Origin of the sequence: Dokdonella ginsengisoli (genome assembly GCF_042652785.1) — a bacterium.
Lineage (GTDB): Bacteria > Pseudomonadota > Gammaproteobacteria > Xanthomonadales > Rhodanobacteraceae > Dokdonella_A > Dokdonella_A ginsengisoli.
Genome location: NZ_JBHSHD010000007.1, coordinates 186,065 through 204,939 on the forward strand (window position 1 = coordinate 186,065; position 18,875 = coordinate 204,939).

The 18,875-nt window shown below is 71.1% G+C and carries 14 protein-coding genes; 7 read left to right on the forward strand and 7 right to left on the reverse strand.

What is annotated here, in order from left to right:
* Positions 1-98 precede the first annotated feature (98 nt).
* From ACFO6Q_RS08500 to ACFO6Q_RS08510, 3 genes are all read right to left on the reverse strand, one after another.
* Positions 99-1,637 (reverse strand): M56 family metallopeptidase, encoded by a 1,539-nt coding sequence (locus ACFO6Q_RS08500; protein WP_380020204.1) that lies wholly within the window; start codon positions 1,635-1,637, stop codon positions 99-101.
* Entirely contained in the window at positions 1,634-2,026 is a 393-nt protein-coding gene (locus tag ACFO6Q_RS08505; protein WP_380020205.1) for a BlaI/MecI/CopY family transcriptional regulator, read from the reverse strand. The genes ACFO6Q_RS08500 and ACFO6Q_RS08505 overlap by 4 nt, the downstream gene beginning before the upstream one ends.
* A 126-nt stretch (positions 2,027-2,152) precedes the next feature.
* Entirely contained in the window at positions 2,153-3,049 is an 897-nt protein-coding gene (locus ACFO6Q_RS08510) for a LysR family transcriptional regulator ArgP (protein WP_380020206.1), read from the reverse strand.
* Positions 3,050-3,145: 96 nt separating this feature from the next.
* Here ACFO6Q_RS08510 and ACFO6Q_RS08515 point away from each other — a divergent pair, with 96 nt between their 5' ends.
* The gene (locus ACFO6Q_RS08515; RefSeq protein ID WP_380020208.1) at positions 3,146-3,763 is read left to right on the forward strand and encodes a LysE/ArgO family amino acid transporter; all 618 of its coding nucleotides are present in this window, start codon (positions 3,146-3,148) and stop codon (positions 3,761-3,763) included.
* Between the two features lie 36 nt (positions 3,764-3,799).
* On the opposite strand, the gene dmeF is transcribed toward ACFO6Q_RS08515, so the two are convergent.
* Complete coding sequence (dmeF, locus tag ACFO6Q_RS08520) at positions 3,800-4,762, reverse strand: CDF family Co(II)/Ni(II) efflux transporter DmeF (RefSeq protein WP_380020210.1); 963 nt, start codon at positions 4,760-4,762, stop codon at positions 3,800-3,802.
* Positions 4,763-4,824: 62 nt separating this feature from the next.
* On the opposite strand from dmeF, the gene ACFO6Q_RS08525 reads away from it, so the two are divergent.
* Entirely contained in the window at positions 4,825-5,097 is a 273-nt protein-coding gene (locus tag ACFO6Q_RS08525) for a metal/formaldehyde-sensitive transcriptional repressor (protein ID WP_380020211.1), read from the forward strand.
* 135 nt (positions 5,098-5,232) lie between these two features.
* Here the strand turns inward: ACFO6Q_RS08525 and ACFO6Q_RS08530 are convergent, their stop codons facing one another.
* Positions 5,233-12,099: a choice-of-anchor U domain-containing protein gene (locus ACFO6Q_RS08530; RefSeq protein WP_380020212.1), complete on the reverse strand. Its 6,867-nt coding sequence runs from the start codon at positions 12,097-12,099 to the stop codon at positions 5,233-5,235.
* A gap of 253 nt (positions 12,100-12,352) precedes the next feature.
* Between ACFO6Q_RS08530 and dbpA the strand changes: the two genes are divergently transcribed.
* The 3 genes from dbpA (at position 12,353) to ACFO6Q_RS08545 (ending at position 15,405) form a co-directional block, all read left to right on the forward strand.
* On the forward strand, positions 12,353-13,717 hold the full coding sequence (dbpA, locus tag ACFO6Q_RS08535) for an ATP-dependent RNA helicase DbpA (protein WP_380020213.1): 1,365 nt from the start codon (positions 12,353-12,355) through the stop codon (positions 13,715-13,717).
* An 81-nt stretch (positions 13,718-13,798) separates the two neighbouring features.
* Complete coding sequence (locus ACFO6Q_RS08540) at positions 13,799-14,809, forward strand: TraB/GumN family protein (RefSeq protein ID WP_380020215.1); 1,011 nt, start codon at positions 13,799-13,801, stop codon at positions 14,807-14,809.
* Positions 14,806-15,405, forward strand: a complete 600-nt coding sequence (locus ACFO6Q_RS08545) for a DUF1415 domain-containing protein (protein ID WP_380020216.1) — start codon at positions 14,806-14,808, stop codon at positions 15,403-15,405. Before ACFO6Q_RS08540 ends, ACFO6Q_RS08545 begins: the two co-directional genes overlap by 4 nt.
* A gap of 480 nt (positions 15,406-15,885) precedes the next feature.
* On the opposite strand, the gene ACFO6Q_RS08550 is transcribed toward ACFO6Q_RS08545, so the two are convergent.
* Complete coding sequence (locus ACFO6Q_RS08550) at positions 15,886-16,665, reverse strand: phosphodiester glycosidase family protein (protein WP_380020217.1); 780 nt, start codon at positions 16,663-16,665, stop codon at positions 15,886-15,888.
* A gap of 93 nt (positions 16,666-16,758) precedes the next feature.
* On the opposite strand from ACFO6Q_RS08550, the gene ACFO6Q_RS08555 reads away from it, so the two are divergent.
* Both ACFO6Q_RS08555 and ACFO6Q_RS08560 read left to right on the forward strand, forming a co-directional pair.
* Entirely contained in the window at positions 16,759-17,241 is a 483-nt protein-coding gene (locus tag ACFO6Q_RS08555) for a YajQ family cyclic di-GMP-binding protein (RefSeq protein ID WP_380020218.1), read from the forward strand.
* An 87-nt stretch (positions 17,242-17,328) separates the two neighbouring features.
* Positions 17,329-18,153: a CPBP family intramembrane glutamic endopeptidase gene (locus tag ACFO6Q_RS08560; protein WP_380020220.1), complete on the forward strand. Its 825-nt coding sequence runs from the start codon at positions 17,329-17,331 to the stop codon at positions 18,151-18,153.
* Here ACFO6Q_RS08560 and ACFO6Q_RS08565 read toward each other — a convergent pair.
* Positions 18,145-18,870: a pseudouridine synthase gene (locus ACFO6Q_RS08565; RefSeq protein WP_380020222.1), complete on the reverse strand. Its 726-nt coding sequence runs from the start codon at positions 18,868-18,870 to the stop codon at positions 18,145-18,147. The two genes, ACFO6Q_RS08560 and ACFO6Q_RS08565, sit on opposite strands and share 9 nt — an antisense overlap.
* Positions 18,871-18,875: the final 5 nt, after the last annotated feature.

The following is an 18,875-nucleotide window of genomic DNA, read 5'->3' on the forward strand; positions in this document are numbered from 1 at the left end:
GCAACCCGTACGCGGGCGGGCTCGCCGCGTGGCTGAGCCTCAGTGCGCGGGCGACGCTCGCGGTGCGGCGGTCGCCGGCGGGCGACGAGACCGGAGCTTCATCGCCGCTCGACCCGCGCGCCCTGCTCGATCAGGTAGGCGCGCACGGCCGCGTCGCCGGCCTGGTTCAGCGGCGTGCGCCAGCGTCCGAGCCAGCCGTCGGCCTCCACGCCGAGATTGACGTCCGCACCATGCGCGACGAGATAGCGCACGGTCGCCAGATGCCCGCTGCGGGCCGCGTTGATCAGCGGCGTCTCGTCGTACGTCACGACGCGGTTGACGTCGGCCCTGGCTTCGACCAGACGCTCCACGATCGGCTGCAGGCCGAGCCGTGACGCGACGATCAGCGGGTTTCCTTCGCCGAGCGAGGCGCGGTCCGGATCGGCGCCGAGATCCAGGAGCGCGTCGACCGTGTCCAGGTCGCCGGAGCGCACCGCCTGGATCAGCGGCGTGCCGGCATAGAGCACGCGCGCATCGATGTCGACGCCGCCGGCGACGAGTTCGCGCACCGCGTCGCGGTCGCCGCTGCGCGCAGCCGTGAGCAGGGCCGTCACGCGCACATCGGGCTCGGCCGTCGACTGCGCGGGAAAGTCGAACCGCGGCACCGCCGCCACCGCCAGCCCCGCGCAGGCGACCAGCACAGCTACGCTCGCCGCGAGCGTCAGGCGGCGGCGCGTCGAACCGGCTGCGGCTTCGTCGTCGACGAGGCCGTCGATGCGCTGCACGAGATGGCTGCGCTGCTCGAAGATGCCGACCGCGAGCGAGTCGCGGCGTTCGCCCAGTTCGAGCAGCGCCTCCACGCTCGCCAGCAGCGAGTCGGCGTAGTCGGTGCGATCGCCGCGCCCCTGCGCGGCGCGTGCGTCGCAGGCCATCTCGCGTGCCAGTTCCAGCTGCGCGTTGATCAGGCGCAGGAACGGATTCCACCAGAACACCGCCAGCGCTCCGCGCAGCGCCGCGACCAGCCACAGGTCGCCGCGGCGGATGTGTGCGATCTCGTGTCGCAGCACGTCGTGCAGCGCCTGCGGCGACAGCGTCTGCGCCAGCGCGCGCGGCAGCAGGATCCACGGGCGCAGCAGCCCGACCACCATCGGCCCGTCGGCGGCCGTGGTGGCGATCCGCGCGTGACGCGGCAGCACCGGCGCCAGCGCCGCCTCCAGCGCCGGCGCCGGCCGCGCGCCGGCGCGCAGGCGGCGCGCCTGCCGCCAGCCGTCGACCAGACGCATCCACTGCCACAGCAGGCCGAGCGCCCAGGCCAGCGCGAGCAGCGAGGAGAACGACCGGGGAATCTGCAGGTACAGCACATCCGGACTCTGCCCGGCTTCGTACACCGGCTCGTCGAGCCGCGCCCCTTCGGAAGGCAACGGGATCAGACGACTGGCATCCGCCGCCGCCACCGGCAGGCTCGCCGCCGACGGACCGGGAAGAAAGGAAACGAACGGCAACGCCACCGCCAGCGCGAACACCGCCAGCAGCAGCCACGAGCGCACCTCCGCGCCGAGCGCGCGCAGGTGCACCAGCAGCAGCGCGACCCCGAACAGCACCGCGCTGTGCAGCAGATGCTGGGTCGCCACGATCAACGCCACGTCGACGATGTTCACTTGCGCCTCCTCGCCTTCGCCTCGCCGACCCGGCTGCGCAGGGCGTCGATCTCCGCGCGGTCGATGTCGTGCTCCCGGATCAGATGCTGCGCCAGCAGGTTCGGCGAGCCGTCGAAGAACTGCGCCAGCAGATGTTCCAGCGCCTGCGCGCGTGCCTGCTCGCGCGTGATCGCCGCCCGGTAGACGAAGGCGCGCCCTTCCTGCCGATGCGTGACGAAACCCTTCTTGTCGAGGATGCCGAGCATCGTCAGCACCGTCGTGTACGCCGTGGGCTTGAGCCTGGCCAGCTCGTCCGCGACGTCGCGGACGGAAGCCTCGCCCCGCTCCCACAGCACTTCGAGAATCGCCTGCTCGGACTTGGTGAGCGTGGGTGAAGCGGGTCTGGCCACGTCGAACCTACTTATTCTTTAGTAGATGCATCTGATCACGGTCGGCGGCGGGCTGTCAACTAGTGAATTCGTAGATTGACCCGGAGACGCAGGCGAGCCGATTCGTCTTCGTGAGCCGCCGAGCCCTCACGCCCGCAACGCCGCAGCCGCGCCCTCCCGCAGGCCCTGCCCGATGCGCTGCAGGGTCGTCGACCGAACCGCCGCGTGCTGCCAGTACAGCGGCACGTCGAGCCAGCGTTTGGAATCGAGGTCGACGATCGTCTTCGCCTTCAGCGCCGCCGCGATCAGCGATTCGGGGGCCAGGCACCAGCCGAGGCCGCGCACGGCGGCCTCGACGAATCCCGAGGACGTGGGCAGGTAGTGCACCGGTGGCATGAGGCGGGCGCGCGTGACGCGGCGGACGAAGCGCCATTGCAGCGCGTCCTTGCGGTTGAACACGATCATCGGCGCGCGCGCGAACGCGGCCGCGTCGATGCCCCGAGGGAAGTATTCGGCGGCGAAGTCCGCGGCGGCGATCGCGCGGTAGCGCATCCGGCCCAGCGCGTGCACGTTGCAGCCCTGCAGCGGCTTGGCGACGGCGGTGATCGCGCCGAGCACGCTGCCGTCGCGCAGCAGGTCGAGCGTGTGGTCCTGGTCGTCCACGCGCACGTCGAACACGTAGCCGTACTGCCGGTGCAGGCGCGCAAGTGCGGCGACGACCCAGGTTTCCAGCGAATCGTCGTTGACCGCGATCGCCACCGGGCGCGCGGACGGCGCCGCCTTCTGCTCCGGCATGAAGTCGGCCAGCGCCTCGGCTTCCAGCGCCTGCATCGGCCGCACGCGGCGCAGCAGGTTCTCGCCGGCCGGCGTCGGCCGGCACGGTGACTGCCGCACCACCAGCACCTGGCCCAGGCGGTCCTCGAGCGCCTTGATCCGCTGTGATACGGCTGACGGCGTGACGCAGAGGCGGCGCGCAGCCGCTTCGAAGCTGCCCTCCTCGAGCACGGCGGCGAAGGCGGCGAGCTGCGGATGGATGAGGTCCATGGCGGATCAGATTTTCTTCAGAAGAGTCAGGAAATGTAGTTTGTCTTAGTTGGATCGTCACGGCAGGCTGCGCACTTTCCACCGGAGGAAACCGTCATGTCCTTCGCCACCGCCACCGCCGGCTTCGTCGCCGGCGCCGGCCTCATCATCGCCATCGGCGCGCAGAACGCATTCGTCCTGCGCCAGGGACTGCAGCGCCGCCACGTCGGCCTCGTCGCGGCGACGTGCGCGCTCGGCGACGTGGCGCTGATCGTCTGCGGCGTCGCCGGCGTCGGTGCGCTGGTGCACGAATGGCCCGCCCTGCTGCAGGCACTGCGCTTCGGCGGCGCGGCCTTCCTCGCCGCCTATGGCCTGCTGGCGGCGCGGCGTGCATGGCGCGGTTCCGGCGCGCTGGCGCCGGCCGGCGACGGCGAGGCGAGCCGGCGGCGCGTGCTGCTCGCCTGCCTCGCCTTCACCTTCCTCAATCCGCACGTGTACCTGGACACGATGGTCCTGCTCGGCAGCCTGTCCACGCGCTACGCCGGCGCGACGCGCTGGGCCTTCGCCGCCGGCGCCTGCGGCGCCAGCGTGCTGTGGTTCGCCACGCTCGGTTACGGCGCGCGCCTGCTGCTGCCGGTGTTCCGCGACCCGCGCGCATGGCGCGTGCTCGACGCGTCGATGGCCGTGTTCATGCTGGCGCTGTGCCTGCTGTTGCTGCTGCGCCCGCTCGGATGAACACCGGCCGCCGTTGCAATCGGCATCACCGGACGCCTACGCCGGAAGCGGAACCGCCTCGATCGTGACGTGGACGAGTTCCTCGTGCACGGAAAGCGCGCGGCGGAAGCGTTCGGTGTCGACGCCGGCTTCGGTGACGATCTCGACGATGCAGGCGAATTTCCCCTGGCCGACCTGCCACACGTGCAGGTCGCTGATGCGCGCCGGCACTTCCCCGCCCTCGATGGCCTCGCGGATCTCGGCCACCACCGGCGCGTCCATCTGCGCATCGAGCAGGATGCGTCCGCAGGCGCGAATGAGCCCCCAGGCCCACACCGAGACGAGCGCGGCGCCGACCAGCCCCATCACCGGGTCCAGCCAGGCGGCGCCGAAGACCATGCCGCCGAGCAGCGCCACGATCGCCAGCACCGACGTCGCCGCATCGGCCATCACGTGCAGGTAGGCCGAGCGCTGGTTCAGGTCGTGACCGTGCCGGTGCGCGTGTTCATGCCCGTGGTGATGCGGGTGATGATCGTGGCCGTGATCGTGGTGCCCGTGCGAATGATGGTCGCGCAGCCACCATGCGCAGACCAGGTTCACCCCCAGCCCGACCACGGCGATGACGATCGCCTCGCGGTAGTGGATGACGCCCGGATCGAGCAGCCGCTCCACCGACTGGAAGGCCATCAGTCCGGCCACGCCGAGCAGCAGGATGGCACTGGTGTAGCCGCCGAGGATCTCGATCTTCCAGGTGCCGAAGGCGAAGCGGCGGTCGCCGGCGTAGCGGCGCGCGCAGCCGTAGGCGAAAGCGGACAGTCCCAGTGCGAGCGCGTGCGAACTCATGTGCCAGCCGTCGGCGAGCACCGCCATCGAGTTGAACCACCAGCCGCCGGCGATCTCGACGATCATCATCGCGAAGGTCAGCAGCATTGCACGGCGGGTGTTGCGCTCGGCCATCGGATTGCCGTGGTCGAACGCGTGCGAGTGGCGCCGCGCGGCGGCGTGGGCTTCGAGATTCATGCAGATGGGCTCTATGGCAGGGGCTTCTATCGATACCCCCATAGGGTATAGGCTTCTTTCCCATGGCGCACGTCGCACGTGACAAGAAGAAGCTCCTCGCCCGCGTCCGCCGGATCGCGGGGCAGGTCAATGCGCTGGAAAAGGCGCTGCAGGCCGGCACCGACTGCGCCGACGTACTGGTGCAGATCGCCGCTGCCAAGGGCGCGATGCACGCGCTGATGATGGAAGTCATGGCCGGCCACCTGGCCGAGCACGTCGCGGCGGAACCGCGCGAGGCCAGGCGCGTCGCCGAGGCGGCCGCGGTGGTCGATCTGTTGCGCCGCTATTCGCGCTAGGCGCGCGGCCGCAACGCCCTTCCCTACCCGCCGCGTCGCCGTGAGAAACGGCGCACTCCGCGAGGTGCCTTCGTCGCAGAACCCGCACTGCGGCGCCGCCGGCCACGAACCGGCGGCGCCTGCGAAACGCGCCCGTCAGCGCTCGTCGCGACGCGTCCCGCGCAGGGCCGCGCCGCCGAGCACGGCGAGCAGCAACAGCAGCGCAGCCAGCGCGCGCGGATCGGCCACCGGCACCGGCTTGGCCTCGACGCCGCCCGGCACGTCGGCGACGCCGAGCGCGACCGGATCGACGATGACGCCGTTGGCCGCACCGTCGGCGTCGAGCGGGCCGCCGTCGACGATCGTGTAGGCGACGCTGGTCGCGCCCGATGCCGTCGCCGCGATCGTCGCCGGTGCCGACGCCGCGCCGAGCTTCCACAGCGCCCAGTCGGCCGGCCGCGACGGGAAGGTCAGCGTCACCGCCAGGCTGGTACCGATCGCGCAGCCCTGCGCGCGCAGCGCGACGGCGCCGTGCGGGAACGACACCCCGGCCGGCAGCTGCAACCCGCCGGTCGCCACGAAACCGCTCTGCGCCGGATCCAGCGAGCACTGCCCGCCGGCGATGACGATCGTCGCCGGGCCGCTGCCGGTCGCCGTCGAGGCGGTCAGCCGGTCGGTCTCGTCGTCGCCGTTGGTACCGGCGATCGGTGCCAGCGCCACGCCCTGGTAGACCGGATCGGCCGAAGCGACCGGCCCCGGCTGGATCGTGTAGGCCGCGTCGCCGTCGAAGGAGACGTCGTCGACGCCGCTGATCGTCACGCTCTGCGCGACGTTCCAGTTCGCCGGCGTGAAGGTCACGCTGGCCGGCGCGACGGTCGCCTCGCCGGTGTCGCTGGAGGCGAACGGAATGGTCACGTTCGCGCTCGGCTGCGTGTTCAGCACGATCGACAGCGTGGCGCTGCCGCCGGCTTCGCTGGTGAAGACCGGCGCGGCCGGCGTGATGGACACGCCCGAGCTGTCGTCGTCGGTGTTGATCACCGCCACGTCCGGCGGATCGATGCCGGCGTAGCCCGGATCGGCGCTCGCCGCGGGCGCGGTGACGATCGCGTAGGCGACGTCACCGTCGCCGATCGCGTCGTCGACACCGGTCACTGTCGCCGTCTGCGCGGCGTTCCAGTTGGCCGGGGTGAAGGTCAGGCTGGCCGGCACCACGATGCCTTCTCCGGTGTCGCTGCTCGACAGCGCGATCGTCACGTCGGCGGTCGGCTGCGTGCGCAGCACCACGCTGAAGCTGGCGCTGCCGCCGGCCTCGCTGGTGACCAGCCCTGCGGTCGGCGCCACCGTGATGCCGGTCGCATCGTCGTCGCTGTTGGTCACCGATACGTCCGGCGCGTCGAGGCCAGCGTAGTCGGCGTCGGCGCTGACCGCCGCCGCGGTGACGATCGTGTAGGCGACGTCGCCGTCGCCGAGCGCGTCGTCGACGCCGGTCACGGTCACGCTCTGCGCCGTGTCCCAGTTCGCCGCGGTGAAGGTGACGCTGCCCGGCGCGACCGTGCCTTCGCCGATGTCGCTGCTCGACAGCGCGATCGTCACGTCGGCGCTCGGCTGCGTGCGCAGCACCACGGTGAAGCTCGCCGTGCCGCCGGCCTCGCTGGTGACCAGCCCCGCGGTCGGCGCCACCGTGATGCCGGCTGCGTCGTCGTCGCTGTTGGTCACCGACACGTCGGCGGCATCGACCCCGCTGTAGTCCGCGTCCGCACTGACCGCCGGCGCGGTGACGATCGTGTAGGCGACGTCGCCGTCGGCGAGCGCGTCGTCGACGCCGGTCACGGTGACGGTCTGCGCGGTGTTCCAGTTCGCCGCGGTGAAGGTGAGGCTCGCCGGGGCGACGTCACCCTCGCCGGTGTCGTCGCTGGACAGCGCGATCGTCACGTCCGCGGAAGGCTGCGTGTTCAGCACCACGGTGAAGGTGGCGCTGCCGCCGCCTTCGCTGGTGACCAGGCCCGCGGTCGGCGACACCGTGATGCCGGCGGTGTCGTTGTCGGTGTTGGTGACCATGACGTCGGCGGCGTTCATGCCCGCGTAGTCCGGATCGCCGCTGGCCGCGGCGGCGGTGACGATCGAATAGGCGACGTCGCCGTCGATGAGCGGATCGTCGACGCCGGTGGCGGTGACCGTCTGCGGCACGTTCCAGTCCGCCGCGGTGAACGTCACGCTGGCCGGTTCGACCGTGCCTTCGCTGGTGTCGTTGCTCGACAGCGCGATCGTCACGTCGGCGGACGGCTGCGTGTTGAGCGCGATCGTGAACGTCGCCGTGCCGCCGGCCTCGCTGGTGACCAGGCCCGCGGCCGGCGAGACGGCGATGCCGGCCACGTCGTCGTCCTCGTTGCTGGCGGCGACGTCCTCCGGATCGATGCCGGCGTAGTTCGCATCCGCGCTGGTCGCCGGCGCGGTCACGATCGCGTAGGCGACGCTGCCGTCGACCTGCGGATCGTCGACGCCGGTGACGGTGACCGTCTGCGCCACGTTCCAGTCGGCCGGCGTGAAGACGAGGCTGGCCGGAGCGGCCGTGCCCTCGCCGGTGTCGCTGCTGGCCAGGCCGATGGTGACGTCGGCAGTCGGCTGCGTGTTGAGCACGACGGTGAAGGTCGCGGTGCCGCCCGCTTCGGTGGTGGTCAGGCCGGCGGTCGGCGCGACGGTGACGCCGGCGGTGTCGTTGTCGGTGTTGGTGACTTCCACGTCGTCCGCGTCGACGCCGTCGTAGGCCGGATCGGCGCTGGCGGCCGGATCGGTCACGATCGCGTAGAGCACGTCGCCGTCGTCCTCGAAGTCGTCGACGCCGGTCACCGTCACGGTCTGCGGCTGGTCCCAGTCCAGCGGCGTGAACGTCACGCTGGCCGGCAGCGCGGTGCCTTCGCCGGGATCGTCGCTGGCCAGCGCGATGGTGACGTCCGCGGTCGGCTGGCTGTCGAGCACGACGTTGAACGCGGCGGTGGTGCCGGCCTCGCTGGTGACCAGTCCGACGACCGGCGTCACGCTGACGCCGGCCTCGTCGTCGTCGGTGTTGCTGACCGCGACCTCGTCCGCATCGCGTCCGGCGTAGCCCGGATCGGACGAGGTCGCCGGCGCGGTGACGATGGTGTAGGCGACGTCGCCGTCGTCGAGCGCGTCGTCGACGCCGGTCACCGTCACGGTCTGCGCGCTGCTCCAGTTGGCCGCGGTGAAGGTGACGCTGGCCGGCGACACGGTGCCTTCGCCGGTGTCGCTGCTGGACAGCGCGATGGTGACGTCGGCGGTCGGCTGCGAGGCCAGCGCGACGGCGAAGTTCGCGCTGCCGCCGGCTTCGGTCGTGACCAGGCCGCCGGTCGGCGCCACCACGATGCCGGCGCTGTCGTCGTCGGTGTTGCTGACGCCGACGTCGGCGGCGTCACGCCCGGCATAGCCGGCGTCGGCGCTCGCCGCCGGTGCGGTGACGATGGTGTAGGCGACGTCGCCGTCGTCCACGTCGTCGTCGACGCCGGTGACGGTGACCGTCTGCGCCACGTTCCAGTTCGCCGCGGTGAACGTCACGCCGGCCGGCGCGACCGTTCCTTCGCCGGTGTCGCTGCTGGACAGCGCGATGGTCACGTCGGCAGTCGGCTGGCTGCCGAGCGCGATCGTGAACGTCGCGGTGCCGCCGGCTTCCGTCGTGACCAGCCCGCTGGCCGGCGTCACGACGATGCCGGCGGTGTCGTCGTCGAGATTGGTGACGGCCACGTCCGCGGCGTCGCGTCCGCCGTAGCCCGGATCGGCGCTGAGCGCCGGCGCGGTGACGACCGCGTAGGCGACGTCGCCGTCGTCGACCAGGTCGTCGACGCCGGCGACCGTGACGTTCTGCGGCACGTTCCAGTTCGCCGCGGTGAACGTCACGGCCGGCGCGCCGACCACGATGCCCTCGCTGCCGTCGCTGCTGGACAGCGGGATCGTCACGTCGGCGGTGGGCTGCGAGGCGAGCACGACGGCGAATGTGGCGGTGCCGCCGGCTTCGGTGGTGACCAGTCCGCCGGCCGGGCTGACCACGATGCCGGCAGCGTCGTCGTCGAGATTGGTCACCGCGACGTCGGCCAGGTTCACGCCGCTGTAGAAGCCGTCCGCGCTGGTCGTAGCGCCGGTGACCACGGCGTACGGCACGTCGCCGTCGTCGATCGCGTCGTCGACGCCGGTGACCGTCACCGTTTGGGCCGTATTCCAGTTGGCCGAGGTGAAGGTCAGGCTGGCCGGCGATACCGTGCCCTCGCTGGTGTCGCTGCTGGACAGCGGGAGGGTGACGTTCGCCGTCGGCTGCGAGGTCAGCGCGACGCTGAAGACGGCGGTGCCGCCGGCCTCGGTGGTGACCAGGCCGGTCGTCGGCGTGACGGTGAAGCCGGCGACGTCGTCGTTGACGATGCTGCCCTGCCCCTGCGCGTCCGTCACGGTCGCGTTGGTCACGTTGGTCACGTTGACGAAGAAGGTCTCGTTCGCCTCGGCGACGAGATCGCCGTTGACCAGCACGCTGAAGGCGTAGGTCGAGCTGCCGGCCGGGATCGTCTGCGCGGTCAGCGATTTCTGGGTGTAGTCGCCCGGCGCGACGGCGGTGTTGTTGGCGGTCGCGATGTCGAACGTCACGCCGCCCGGCCCCGCCGGCGCGCTCAGGCTGACGGTGAAGGCGAAGGTGGTGGTGCCGCTGTTGCCCTCGTTGAGCGAGACGTCGTTGATGCTCAGGTTCGGCAGCGCCACGCCGGTGCCGGTCAGGGTGATGTCGAACGGGTTCTCGTCGGCGTCGTTGCTGGCGATGTGCAGGTCCGCGCTGCGCGCTCCGGCCGCGCCAGGAGCGAACTGCACGGTGAAGGTGGTCGTGCCCGACGCCGCCACCGGCGCGGTCGGATTGGCGGTGACGGTGAAGTCGCCGGGGTTGGCGCCGGTCTTGGTGATCGCAAGGCCGGTGAGGTTGGCGGTGCCGGAGTTGCGGATGGTGAAGGTCAGGCTGGCGTTGCTGCCGAGATAGACCGAGCCGAACGCCTTGCTGCCGCCGTCGGCGATGTTGGTGCCGGCCGGCTGTTCCACCGCGATCTCCGGCGCCGCCGCCGGCACGTCGCCGAACACGCGCGCATACAGATCGTCGGTGTTGCCGGTGGCGTTGTTCTCGTCGCGCATCAGCACCGCGAAGCCGCCGCCGGCCTTGACGATGGCCTGCGGCGTCTGTTCGTCGGGCGTGCCGGTCGGCTCGCTGTCGTGCACGCGGATCGAGGCGTGCACCGGATTGCCGGCGTTGTTGTACAGCCGCACCCAGGTGTCGCCGCCGCTGGTGGCGTTGCTGCCGTTGCCCTGGTCGTTGTTGGCGCCGTCGTCCTCGTTGTGCGCGGAATTCCAGGTCACGGCGAAGCCGCCGCTGGTCGCCGCCAGCTTCGGGATGTTCTGGCTGCCGCTGCCGTTGGGGTTGACGTCCGTGTACGGGAACAGCACCCCGGTGCGCGCGGTGCCGTCGGCGTTGAACACGCGCACCGCCGAGGCGTAGCCGCCGCCGTCGATCGAGGTACCGGTGCCGCCGGTGCCCGAGCTGCGCACGCGCACGCCGGCCGCGAAGCCGCCGTCGTCGAGCGCGATCAGGCCGCGCGGCGCGTCGTAGTCGTCGAACAGCGCATCGGAAGCGGGTCCCGCGATCATGATGCTCGGCCCGGCCGGCGCGCCGGCGGCGGTGAACGCGCGCGCGTAGAAGTCGTCGGTGTTGCCGGTGTTGTCGTCGTCCTCCTTCCACACGATGGCGAAGCCGCCGCCGGTCAGGGCGACGACCCCGTACGGGTATTCGCTGTCGTCGGTGCGCAGGTCGTTCACGCGCACCGTCGTGCTGGTGCCCGCGCCGGAGTTGTTGAACGTGCGCGCGTAGGCTTCGCCGCCGGTCGTGCCGTTGAAGCCGGTGCCGGCGTCGACGAAGCCGGGATCGTTGGTATTGCGGTTGGAGTTCCACGTGGCGACGAAGCCGCCGCCGGCGAGCGCGGCGAGCTGCGGCGCGTCCTGGTTGCCGCTGCCGTCCGGATTGACGTCGGCATAGGGAAGGATCAGGCCGGACACCGGCGCGCCCGAGGCGTTGAACACCTGGATGTAGCCGGCGCCGCCGCCGCCATCGGTGCTGACGCCGGTGCCGTCGTTGTTCTGGTCGCGCGTGCTCCAGGCGACCGCGACGTTGCCGTTGGAGAGCGCGATCAGTCCGCGTCCGCCGAGCAGGTTGTCGAAATCCTTGAAGAACGCGTCGTGGCCGGTGCCGCCCAGGCGCACGCTCGCCGCCTGCGGCGTGCCGTTGGCGGCGTAGACGCGCAGGAAGTAGTCGTCGGTGTTGCCGGTGACGTCGTTCTCGTCGTGCCAGACGACGGCGAAGCCGCCGCCGGTCAGGCCGACTACGGCGACGGGGTCCTGCTCGTCGGGGACGCCGTTGGGATCGTTCTCGTTGATGCGGAAGGTGCCGCTGACCGGGGTACCGGTCGCGCTGTAGACGCGGCCGTAGGCGTCGCCGCCGGAAGGCCCGCTCTGATAGGTGTCGCCCGGCCCGCCGAGCGAGTTCCACACCATCACGAAGCCGCCGCTGCTGAGCGCGGCGAGCTGCGGCGTGTTCTGGCGCCCGGTGCCGTCGGCGTTGATGTCCAGGTACGGCGCGACCACGCCGGAGACCGGCGTGCCGGTCGCCCCCGACAGGATCTTGAAGAACGCGCCGTGCAGCTTGCCGTTGGCGCCGTCGGGCGAGTCCGGCGACACGGCGGTGTTCGGCCGCGAGGTCCAGGCGGCGACGACGTTGCCGCCGGCCAGGCCGACCAGCGAACGGACCGGATGGTTGTCCTTGAAGTACGGGTCGTGGTCGAGCACGCCGCCGGCCGCCACGTTCGCCAGCGGACCGACGGGATCGCCGGGAGCGGCGAAGGCGACGCCCGAAACGGTGATGGATACGGCGACGGATACGGCCAGCAGGACCGGACGCAGCAGGCGTCGGTCCCCGACTCGGAACGATACGGACATGTGGTCTCCCCCTGGAGCAGCACGTCGTTGCGACGCACTGATGCGCAAGCGTCGCGCTAAAAAGTTACAGATGCAAGTGTGATCAATTCGCCAAATACCCGAATTTCACATTGCATTCCATGGGCGCCGCACTGGCCTGCGTCGCGGCCGCGGGATGGCGACGGGAGGCGTCACGGCCGGTCCGCGGCGTCGCTCCACGCGGCCGCACGGAGCCGCGAATCGCGCGCACGCGCGCGACCTGCGAGAATTGCGCATGCCTACCTTCTCCTCGCTCCCCCTTCCCGCCGCCCTGCAGCGATCGCTCGACGCGCTCGGCTACGTCGAGATGACGCCGGTGCAGGCCGCCGGCCTGCCGGCCCTGCTCGACGGACGCGACCTGATCGCGCAGGCGCCCACCGGCAGCGGCAAGACCGTCGCCTTCGGCCTCGGCCTGCTGCACCGCCTCGATCCGTCCTACGTGAAGCCGCAGGCCCTGGTGCTGTGTCCGACGCGCGAGCTGGCCGACCAGGTCGCCCGCGAGATCCGCCGGCTGGCGGCGGCGATCCCCAACCTCAAGGTGCTGTTGCTGACCGGCGGCGTGCCGCTGGCGCCGCAGCTGGCCTCGCTGCGCAAGGACTCGCACGTGGTGGTCGGCACGCCCGGCCGCGTGCAGGAAGTGCTGGAAACCAACGCGCTGTCACTGGCGAAGGTGCGCACGCTGGTGCTCGACGAAGCCGACCGCATGCTCGACATGGGCTTCGAGAAGGCGATCCGCGAGATCGTCCGCCACCTGCCGCCGCAGCGGCAGGGACTGCTGTTCTCGGCGACCTACCCCGAGGACATCCGCCGCATCGGCCGCGAATTCCTGCACGAGCCGGTCGAGGTGACGATCGCCGACGCGCAGGAGAAGCCGCAGATCGAGCAGCGCTTCTACGAAGTCGACACGCCGCGCAAGCCCGCCGCGCTGGCGGCGCTGCTCGGCGAGGCCGCGCCGGAATCGTGCATCGTGTTCTGCAACACGCGGCGCGAGGTCGACGAGGTGGCCGAATCGCTCGGCGGCGCCGGCATCCACGCGCTCGCGCTGCACGGCGACCTCGACCAGCGCGATCGCGACGAGGTGCTCGTGCGCTTCGCCAACCGCAGCTGCCGAGTCCTGGTCGCCAGCGACGTCGCCGCGCGCGGACTGGACGTCAAGGACCTCGACACCGTGGTCAACTACGAGCTGCCGCCGGATGCCGACACCTACCTGCACCGCATCGGGCGCACCGGCCGCGCCGGGCGCAGCGGCTTGGCGCTGAACCTGGTCGCCCCGCGCGAGCAGCCGCGGGCGCGCAAGCTCGCCGAATCCAACGGCAGCGAACTGCGCTGGGAAACGCTCAGGACCGGCCGGTCCGCGCCGCTGCCGGCGCCGATGGCGACCCTGCGCATCGACGCCGGCCGCAGCGACAAGATGCGCCCCGGCGACATCCTCGGCGCGCTCACCGGCGACGCCGGCCTGCCCGCCGCCGCCGTCGGCAAGATCGACGTGTTCCCGACGCGCTCCTACGTCGCCGTGCGCCGCGAGGACGCCGGCAACGCGCTGGCGCGGCTGCGCGCGGGCCGCATCAAGGGCCGCAACGTGCGCGTCGCGCGGATCTGACGCAGGGCCGCGTCAAACGCGATTCACGCTCGCGCGGGTAGGCTTCGCCGGTTTTTCCGACCGCTTCGAAGGATGGTTTCCATGTTCCGATTCCGGCTGTCGTGCGCCGTCCTCGGCCTCTCGCTGGCGAGCGCCGCTCTCGCACAGGATCCGCCCGCCGCCGTCGCCGCGGCGCCGGCCGAGGCGCCGGTCATGGAAACCGTGCTGGTCACCGGCGAGCAGCCCGGACCGGGCCTGTGGAAGGTGTCCAAGGGCGACCACGTGCTGTGGATCCTCGGCACCTGGTCGCCGCTGCCGGCCGGCATGACCTGGCGCTCCAAGGAGGCCGACGAGCTGATCGCGCAATCGCAGGAAGTGCTGACCACGCCGCGGCCGAGCGTCGAACTGGGCTTCTTCCGCCGCCTGACCCTGCTGCCGTCGCTGATCGGCGTGCGCAAGAACGCCGACGGCGACAAGCTCGAGGACGTGCTGCCGCCGGACCTGTACGCGCGCTGGCAGGTGCTCAAGGAGCGCTACATCGGCCGCGATCGCGGCATCGAACGGCAGCGCCCGATGTTCGCCGCACGCGAGCTGTACCGCAAGGCGATCGTCAAGTCCGGCCTCAGCTTGAAGAACGACGCGCAGTCGCTGGTGCGCGAGATCGCCAGGCAGCACGCGGTCAAGGTGACCGAGGTCAACGTCGAGATCGAGATCGACGATCCGCGCCAGGCGATCCGCGAATTCAGGAACTCGCCGCGCGAGGCCGACGTCGCCTGCCTGCGCGCGACGATGGACCGTCTCGACACCGACCTGGCTGCGATGAAGCAGCGCGCCAACGCCTGGGCCGCCGGCGACCTGGACGGGCTGCGCAGCCTGCCCTACGTCGACCAGAACGCGACCTGCATCGGCGGCGTCGCCAGCGCGCCGGGCCTGCGCGAACGCGTCGCCGCGGCGCAGGCGCGCGTCGCCGAGGAATGGACCAGGGCCGCCGAGGGCGCGCTGGTGCGCAACGCGAGCACCTTCGCCGTGCTGCCGATGGACGAGCTGACCAAGAGCGACGGCTGGCTGGCGCGCCTGCGCGACAAGGGCTACGCGGTCGAGGCGCCGGAATGACGGCGCAACCGCAGGCGCAGTCCGACGCCGAGGTGATCGCCGCGACGCGGCGCTGGATCGAGCGCGCCGTGATCGGCCTGGGCCTGTGCCCGTTCGCACGCGCGCCGTACGCGCAGCAGCGCGTGCGCTACCGCGTCAGCGCCGCGCGCGACGCGCAGGCGCTGGCGGTGGACCTGCGCGAGGAGGCGCAGCGCCTGATCGCGACCGATCCGCAGGAGATCGAGACCACCTTGCTGATCCATCCGCACGTGCTCGGCGATTTCCTCGACTACAACGATTTCCTCGACGTCGCCGAAGCGACGCTGGATGAACTCGAGCTCGAGCTCGACGCCGACCTGCAGATCGCCAGCTTCCATCCGCACTACCAGTTCGGCGACGCCGAGGCCGACGCGATCGAGAACTGCACCAACCGCTCGCCGTATCCGATCCTGCACCTGCTGCGCGCCGACGGCGTGGCGGCGGCGATCGAATCGGTGCGCGATCCCGAGGCGATCTACCGGCGCAACATCGACACCCTGCGCGAGCTGGGAACCGACGGCTGGAATGCGCTCTGGGACGAAGGACGGGATATTTCAACGCGCCGGCGGAACGACTAGGATTTGCGGGGCACCGCCCGCGGTTTCGCCGGCGGCACCGCCGAACCACACCGTCCAGGAGGCCTCATGAAAGGCTTGAACCAGAAGAAGACCGAGAAGAAGAAACCGGAAAAGAACCTGAAGGAAAAGCGCGCCGAGAAAGCCGCGAAGAAGGCGGCGAAGGGGCGCTGAGCCGGCCCGGCCGGACGTCTTCGTCCTTCTGCGAGCGCGCCTGGAACGACCCGGTACTGCAAAAGCCCGGTCGTCGGCGCGCTCGATCTTCTGCGAACCCAGCTTCTGCGAACTCGATCTTCCACAAGCTCGAGCGCCGACGAACCTCATCGTCGTCATTCCCGCGAACGCGGGAATCCATCGGGCTCTCGATCATCTGGAGCAGAATCACGATGGATCCCCGCGTTCGCGGGGATGACGGGTGTTTTTCGGGACTCCTCCGAAAGATTCGGGGCTCCTCCGAAAGAAAGGGATTCCCCCGCGGCGCAGCTACTCGGCCGCCGCGCCGAACACCGCCAGCATGCCCGCATACGGCTTGACCATCATCGCCGGCGCTCCGGCGTAGCCGTCCGCCTCGGTGTAGATGCGCGACAGCGTGCCGTCCAGGTACAGCGCGTCGCGGCAGCCGATCCCGTCACGGAACAGGCGCGCGAAGGCGTGGAAGGTGACCGGCGCCTGGCTGACCGCGAAGACGACCTCGTCCGGGGTGCGCGCGCATACGCCGCTGCGCCATTTCAGGCTGTCGGAGTCCTCGACGAAGCTCGGATTGATGCGGCCGTCGACGACCAGCATCGGGCCCGACTGCGTCGCCAGCCGCGCGTCGATGCCGCGGCCGTTCCAGTCGCCTGTTGCCGTCACCGCGGCGCGGCCGTGCCGGTCGATCGAGAACACGCCGTTGGGCTGCAGCGAGAAATTGCCCGAGCGCGCATTGCCCTGGGCCGTGTTCAGCGGCCGCAGGGTGCGGCCGTCCTCGACGTAGAGGCCGAGCGGGCGGAACTGACGGTCGTAGATGCCCGCGTTCGTCGCGAACAGCAGCGTGCGCCCCTGCCCCTCGCCCCAGCGCTTCAACGCGTCGATGCTGGCGAACGCGTTGCCGTCGCCGTCGCGCCAGCGCGCTTCCAGCGCGTCGCGCCTGAGATCGAGTTCGACCACGCGGTAGTCGGCGGCGTCGAACTGCAGCGCGCGGCTTTCCAGCGCCTGCGCGCCGCGTGACGCCATCGCGAGCAGCGCCGCGGCCAACGAGAGAGAAGAAATCCATCGCGCCTTCATCGGCCGATTGTCGCGCAAAGCGGGATTGCGAAGGCGTTAAGAACGAGCGCAGCCGGGCGGGTACACTGCGCCCTTTCCTTTCCGGGCCCGGCCATGCCTTCGTTCGACGTGGTTTCCGAAGTCGACAAGCACGAACTGACCAATGCGGTCGACCAGGCCAACCGCGAGCTGGGCAACCGCTTCGACTTCAAGGGCAGCGACGCGCGCTTCGAGCTGGACGGCTCGGTCATCACGCAGTCGGCGCCGAGCGAGTTCCAGCTCAAGCAGATGGGCGACATCCTGCGCGCGCGCCTGGCCGCCCGCAGCATCGACGTGCGCTGCCTCGATGCGGCGGAGCCGGAAGTCAACCTCGCCGTCGCCCGGCAGAAGATCACCGTCAAGCAGGGCATCGAGCAGCCAGTCGCGAAGAAGATCGTCGCCGCGATCAAGGCGGCCAAGCTCAAGGTCGAGGCGCAGATCAACGGCGAGAAGCTGCGCGTCACCGGCAAGAAGCGCGACGACCTGCAGCTGGCGATCGCGCTGCTGCGCAAGGGCGAGTTCGAGATCCCCCTGCAGTTCGACAACTTCCGCGACTGAACCTGCAGGCCGAATGGCCTATTGCGCCGCGCCGCGGGCGGCCTATCGTGGCGAAGGGAACGTTCGCCAGCCGGCTCGGAGGGAGTCATGGCCGTCGTCGTCCGCGCCGTACTGCTCGGCCTGCTGGTCGCCATGGCCGGCACGATTCCGCGCAACCTGCTGTTCGCGGCGAACCTGCGCTTCCACGCGCAGGTGCCGTGGGCGATCCCGCTGGTGGCCGTCTATCTGTGGCTGTTCTGGCGCTATCTGCGCGGCGCCGGACCGCCGGCCTCGACCGCGGCCCTGTGCCGCCAGAGCCTGCGCGCGCAGCGCGTCGCCGGCCGCGTCTGGGCCTGGGCGCTGCTCGCCGGCACACTCGCCATCGCCGCGCTCGTGTTCGCCCTGAAGCTGGCCAACCGCCTGTTCGTCCTGCCGGCGCAGACCCTGCCGGATCTGTCGCAGGTGCCGCCGCTGACCGTGCTGTCCCTGCTGCTGGCTGCCGCGCCGATCGCCGGCCTCGTCGAGGAGGCCGCGTTCCGCGGCTACATGCAGGGTCCGATCGAGCGCAGCCACGGCCTGCTCGTCGCGATCCTGGTGACCGGCACGATGTTCGCCGTCGCGCACCTGGACTTCACGCCGGCGCTGTGGCCGTACTATGTCGCGGTCGCGGCGATCTACGGCGTCGTCACGCACCTGTGCCGCTCGATCCTGCCGGCGATCGTGCTGCACACCGGCGGCAACCTGTACTCCAATCTCGATCTGTGGCTGCACGGCCAGGCCGAATGGCAGGCGGTCTCGAAACCGGCCGAGCTGATCTGGCAGACCGGCACCGATCGCGCGTTCTGGCTGTCCGCGGCGGCCTTCGCGGCGCTCACCGTCGCTGCGGTGTGGGCGTACTTCCGGCTGGCCGCCGCGACGCGGCCGTCACGCTGAGCCGGGCGCCTCGCCGGAGGGGGCGAACACGCGCGCGATCTCGTCGGTGCCGAGGGCGCGCCACGTGCCCGGCGAGAGCTCGCCGAGCGTCAGTCCGCCGATTGCCACGCGATGCAGGGCAACCACGTGGTTGCCGACCGCGGCGAACATGCGCCGCACCTGGTGGTAGCGCCCTTCGCCGATCGCCAGCTCCGCCTCGCGCGCGCCGAGCACGTCCAGCCGCGCCGGCGCCAGCGGCGTCGTCTCCCCGTCGAGCATCAGCGTGCCGCCGGCGAAGACGGCCGCCTCGTCGCCGCGCAGATCCTCGGCCAGCAGCGCGCGGTAGCGTTTCACCACGTTCGCGCGCGGCGAGATGATCCGGTGCAGCAGCGCGCCGTCGTCGGTCAGCAGCAGCAGGCCGGAGGTGTCGCGATCGAGGCGGCCGACCGTCGACAGCAGCGGATCGCGCAGCCGGAAGCGCGGCGGCAGCAGGTCGTAGACGAGGCGGCCGGCGTCCTTGGTCGAGCAGGTGTAGCCGGTCGGCTTGTGCAGCATCAGCGCCAGGCCCGGCGGCGGATCGAGCGGTTCGCCGTCGACGCGGATCGCCTCGTGCCCGACCGCGTCGTCCGCATACAGCACCTCGCCGGCCGCGTCGGTGACGCGGCCTTCGCGGAACAGGGCCGCGACCTGCTTGCGGCTGCCGTAGCCGAGATTGGCGATCCGCTTGACCAGCTTCATGCGTG